This window comes from Streptomyces sp. NPDC001617 (assembly GCF_053596855.1).
This window is the reverse complement of sequence record NZ_JBSFHA010000177.1, coordinates 1-5,198: the sequence shown is the minus strand read 5'-3', so window position 1 is coordinate 5,198 and position 5,198 is coordinate 1. Positions and strand designations below refer to the sequence as shown.

At 68.7% G+C, this 5,198-nt stretch carries 4 protein-coding genes and 1 pseudogene; 3 read left to right on the top strand and 2 right to left on the bottom strand.

All coding sequences use genetic code 11. The features are described 5' to 3' along the window. Both ACWC09_RS52180 and ACWC09_RS52175 read right to left on the bottom strand, forming a co-directional pair. Positions 1–1,487, bottom strand: a 1,487-nt coding sequence (locus ACWC09_RS52180; RefSeq protein ID WP_450859318.1) for an RICIN domain-containing protein, incomplete at its 3' end; no start/stop codon positions are given. A 128-nt stretch (positions 1,488–1,615) separates the two neighbouring features. After that, on the bottom strand, positions 1,616–2,677 hold the full coding sequence (locus ACWC09_RS52175; protein ID WP_450859317.1) for a LacI family DNA-binding transcriptional regulator: 1,062 nt from the start codon (positions 2,675–2,677) through the stop codon (positions 1,616–1,618). Between the two features lie 437 nt (positions 2,678–3,114). Here ACWC09_RS52175 and ACWC09_RS52170 point away from each other — a divergent pair. From ACWC09_RS52170 to ACWC09_RS52160, 3 genes and pseudogenes are all read left to right on the top strand, one after another. Then, positions 3,115–3,336: pseudogene (locus ACWC09_RS52170) on the top strand (carbohydrate ABC transporter substrate-binding protein); the annotation flags it as partial. Then, entirely contained in the window at positions 3,307–3,789 is a 483-nt protein-coding gene (locus tag ACWC09_RS52165; protein ID WP_450859316.1) for a transposase, read from the top strand. The pseudogene ACWC09_RS52170 and the gene ACWC09_RS52165, both read left to right, overlap by 30 nt. 257 nt (positions 3,790–4,046) lie before the next feature. Further along, complete coding sequence (locus tag ACWC09_RS52160; RefSeq protein ID WP_450285730.1) at positions 4,047–5,099, top strand: IS110 family transposase; 1,053 nt, start codon at positions 4,047–4,049, stop codon at positions 5,097–5,099. Positions 5,100–5,198 lie beyond the last annotated feature (99 nt).

Here is a 5,198-nt window from a genome sequence, read left to right as displayed (position 1 = left end):
CCGGTCGCCGACACGGACCGCGCCGATGCCGGTGATCGCCGCGATGTGGTGCCGTTGTCGTCCCACTGCAGGACCTTGGCGCCGTTGGCGGTGGATTGGTTCTCCACCCCCGGCACCTTGCCGCTGGCCGCGTTGATGATCTTGAAGTAGCCGGACGGCTGGAGGATGAACTTCCACTGCTGGTCGGTGGCGTTGTCGGTGTTCTGCTGGGTGGCGTAGGTGCCGTTGGCGGTCGAGCCGCCCGCGATGGTCAGCATCAGGTTGCTGTTCGCATTGGAGACGGTGTAGGTGGCGCCGTCGGAGATGCCGCCGCCCAGGTCGATGGTGCCGTACGTGACCGGGTGGACGGAGCTGTCGTTGTAGCCGCCGCTGAGCACCAGCAGGCTGTGGCCGTCGGGTAGCGGGAGCATCCCGCGGCTGTACCCGCCCGCGACGGTCGACTGGATACGGGTCCAGGAGTTCGCCGCGCCGTTCTGGGTGTTGAGGAACAGGTCCGTGCTGCTCTGCGCGCTGACCACGAGCGTGCCGTTGGCGCCGCCGGTGGGCAGCCAGGTGACGAACGGGTTGCAGCAGGGGACGGTGCCTTCGGTCGTCCGCAGAGGGATGCCGGTGGCGGAGCCGAACGCCTCGGGGTCGGCGGAGATCTTGTAGTAGACCGCGAAGTTCCCCTCCGGTGCGCCGCCGTACTCGTACGTCATCACGTAGTTGCCGTTGGGCAGCTTCGCGACGGTCGCCATGCCGGGGCGGGCGCTGTAGGCGGAAACTGCCACGTCGTCCACGACCGGGCCCCAGTTCACGCCGTCCGTGGTGACCTGGTGCACCAACTTCTGGCCGTGGGCGGGATCACGCTGGTCGGAGTAGTAAACGATGAGCCGGCTGCCGTTCATCAGGAAGAACGGCTCCCACACCGGGGTGAAGCCGTTGCTGGCGGTGGCCTGGCCGCCGGTGGCGATGTTGCTGACGAAGGTCCACGACACCCCATGGTCCGTGCTGGCGTACATGTCGATCTTGGTCGCGGACCGGTCGGAGGGGACCGAGTCGCCCGCGATCAGGAGCGTGCCGGCGGGGAAGTTGCCCATCGCCGTGGGCAGTTCGAACAGCTGCGGCTCCCAGCGCATGCCCCAGCCGTTCTGGGTGTCGGCGACGTCCGAGATGTGGGTCCAGGAGTTGCCGTTGTCCGTGCTGCGGTAGATCGGGAAGACGGGCGTGCCGGACGTGTACTGCTCGAACGTGGCGAGCACGGTGCCGTTGGCGGAGCCGCTGTGCTCCAGCCGTATCGCCCTGGGGTAGAGCGATCCTGGGGCAGGCGCGTTGGACGGCGGGGTGTACATGGTCTGCGACGGGCGGGAGAGGGCGTGAGCCTTGCCGGCGGCGGGGAGGACGACCGTGCCGACCGCTGCGACCAGGGCGAGCAGCAGAAGGAGAAGGGGGACGGGGCGGGAACGTGGAGCGGCGCCGGGTCTGGCGCCGGGCTGGTCGGGGGACATGTGCGGCTCCGTAGCGGGGAATGGGCGGGTGTTTCAGTGACCGCCGTTCTCCGGGGCAGTGGGGGGCGGGGAACGGCGGAGTCCAGGGAGGCGGGCGTGCGCTCGGGGAGGGGAGCTGTCGCGGGTGCTCAAAGGTGGGGCAGCAGCCGGTCTCGGTGGGACGGCGGGGGCGCGGTCGAGCCGCGGACGACGAGTTCGACCGGGGGTTCGTCCGCCTCCGGCAGCTCGGCGTCGGGTTTCTCGACGGCGTGCACGAGAAGCCTGATTCCCTCCCGTGCGGCGACGGCGAAGGGCTGACGCACGGTGGTCAGCGGCGGGGAGACATAGGCGAAGACCGGGTTGCCGTCGAAGCCGACGACACTGATGTCCTCCGGCACGCGTCGACCTGCTTCTCTCAGGGCGTGGATCAGGCCGATGGCCATCTCGTCGCCCGCGGCGAACACCGCGGTCACGGAGGGGTCCGCGGCCAGCGCCCGGCCCGCCGCGTACCCGGAGGCGGCCGACCAGTCACCGTTGAGCAGCGGCGGCTCGTGCGCGCCTCGCGCGGCAAGTGCGGCCTGCCATCCCTGGATACGATCCTTGGTGGCGTACCAGTGGCGCGGGCCGGCGAGGTGATGGACGGTGTCATGCCCCAGATCCAGCAGATGGTCGGTGGCCGCCCGCGCCAGTTCCTGGGCGGCCACGCTCACGGTCAAGGTGCGAGTGGCGGTGAAGGAAGGGGGCGCTCCGATGAAGAGGACCGGTACGTCGACGCGCAGCGGGACTTCTCCCTTCACGACGGGTTCGGAGACGACGACGCCGTCCACACCCTGTTCCAGGAGCGCCGCCAGAGCGCCTGCGATGCCCTCCGGGGCACCGTCCGGTGTGTTGATCACGCGGAGCGCGTAACCGGCGTCCCGTACGGCCTGCTCGATGTGCACGAGCAGCGACGCGGTCCCGTATCCCTCGGTCCCCAGGGCGACGACGCCGAGGGAGTGGGTGCGCCCGGAGGCCAGAGCCCTGGCCGCCTGGTTCAGCCGGTAGCCCAGTTCCTCGGCGGCCGCGAGGACTCGGCGGCGCGCTTGGTCCGAGACGTACGGCTCGTCGTTGAGCACCCGGGAGACGGTCTTGCGCGACACCCCGGCCAGCCGTGCGACGTCCGCACTGCGCGGCGCAGCAGACGCTACGTCGCGCCCCGCTCCTGGTGTCATGAAGTCTCCCGAAGGCTGTGCATCACGGTGACCTGCGAACTGGCGAGGTCAGTGAGTATGATCGCGCGGTCTGACCGCGTGGTCATGTCTACGCAGCCGACCAGGCGGCGTCAAGAGTTCGGACGATAGCTTTTCGCTCGGCCCTCTCGGGTGCGGTGGCCATGAGGACGGTCGATAGACGGGGAGGAGTGAGACATCTATGCTGGTCGGAGGCCAAATTCCTGAGCGTCCTCAACCCTTCGGGCAGGCGGATGGAGCGGCTACGACTGCGGCGGTCATCATCGCTCAGCTTGACAGTGAGCCCACTCGGCACTCTGACAGCCGTCGATCGGGTTTATGTGATCATGTTTGATCGCTTGGTGAGTCACTTCCTCCCTTATCTCTTCGAGTCGACGTGCCATGCCTGAGTACGACAGCCCTGAGCAGTACGTGGACCTGTGCCCTGCGGACTCTCCCTCCCCGCGGCCAGCCGCCGCAGTCTGCTGCGCGGTGTCGGCGGTGCCGCCCTGCTCGCGGGTGTGAGCATCCCGCTGCTGAGCGCCTGCGGCGGCAGCGGAAGTGGCTCGGACTCCGAGACTGTCACCTTCGGCTCCAACCAGTCGGACGCCGTGCCGGCGAAGGTGCCTACGGTGGGATCTACACGGCCTTTACCAAGCAGCCCGACCTCCTCGCCCACTGCGGCCCCCTTGATCGTGGCACGGTTCACCAAGAGCCAATGCCGTCCCTGCCCGGCTCGCGCCCAGTGCACCAGCACCGCCGACAACGCCCGCACCGTGGGCTTCCCTCCACGAGGACTCCGCGACCTGCAGCTCCGCGTCCGCGCCGAGCAGCAGACGCCTGACTGGAAGGCCCGCTACGCGGTCCGCTCCGGAGCGGAGGGCACGGTCAACGAGTTCGCCCACGGACACGGGATGCGGCGTTGCCGCTACCGGGGACAGGGAAAGGCCCACGTCCAGCACGTCCTGACGGCCATCGCCGTCAACATCGAGCGCCTCAGCGGACTGCCGCCGACCGAGGAAGCACCCACGCCCCGCTGGCCGACTGCCTCCCAGAACTACCTCGACCAGCGCGAGATACCCCGGCCGAAGTCCTGGCGAACCCTGGGCCGTTGACCTCGCCAACTCCAAGATCCCCGACTGTGAGGATGCGGGAGGCACCGCTCGCGGGTCTGACCCGATCCCCGATTGACGCTCCGGCTGTCCTCACTCTGAATCGTCGACCTGGCGAGCGGTGCCATTGCGTGTACCGGCTCGGCGATCGTGACCTCATAGGAGCTTGACCGACGCGGTCCCATCACAGTCGTGTCCGTCCGCCGAGCCGGTACGCGCGATCCCACACGACCGCGTACGGAAGGACCAACTCGGCCGCCATGGCACAGCCCATCGAAGTGATCGGCGGGATCGACACCCACACCGACGTCCACCAGGCCGCCGTCATCGACGCCATCGGCCGGCACCTGGCCACCGAGGCTTTCCCCACCACGCCTGAAGGCTATCGGCGCCTGCTGGCGTGGCTGTGCTCGCACGGCCAGGTGCTGACAGTCGGCATGGAGGGCACAGGATCCTTCGGTGCCGAACTGGCCCGGTACCTGCGTGCCAACCAGATCACGGTGGTCGAAGTCGACCGACCCGATCGTCGAGCTCGCCGCGCCGCAGGCAAATCCGACCCTGTCGACGCCTACGCCGCCGCCACCGCAGTGCTCTCCGGCCGCGCCAACGGCACCCCGAAGGACCGCGACGGCACGGTCGAGGCAATCCGCACACTGCGCGTGGTACGCGGCAGCGCCGTCAAGGCCCGCACCCAGACCATCAACCAGCTCAAATCACTGATCATCACCGCGCCCGCTGCGGTACGCGAAGCACTGCGCTCGCTGACCACCACCGAGCTGATACGCCGCCTGGTCGCCAGCCGACCCGGCTCCGATCCGACCACCCCGACCGCTGCCGTCAAACTCGCGCTCAAGCGCCTGGCCAAGCGATACCAGCACCTCAGCGAGGAGATCGCAGAAGCGGACGCCGAGCTGCGCGCCCTCATCACCCACACCGCACCCGGCCTGCTCGCGCTACAGGGCGTTGGGACAGAAACCGCCGGGCAGCTGCTGGTCACCGCCGGGGACAACCCCGACAGACTCGTCTCGGAGGCATCCTTCGCCCACCTGTGTGCGGCCGCACCCGTGCCAGCCTCCTCGGGCCGCACTGATCGCCATCGACTCAACCGCGGCGGCGACCGCCAGGCCAACCGCGCGCTGCACACCATCGTCCTGGTCCGCATGCGTCACGACCCACGCACCCGCGACTACGTCGCACGACGCACCCTCGAAGGGCTCAAGACGAAGGACATCTTCAGATGCCTCAAGCGCTTTGTCGCGCGAGAGGTCTACCGCCACCTCACCAGCGCACCTTCGACATCTCCGGCCACTTGACGATCTAGAAGCTGTATCTCAACCGATCATGGAACGTGCGGGTCGAACAGGTTTCCCGCTGGGGTGATCTTCCCGTTGTGCGCGCATGAAGACAGGGCC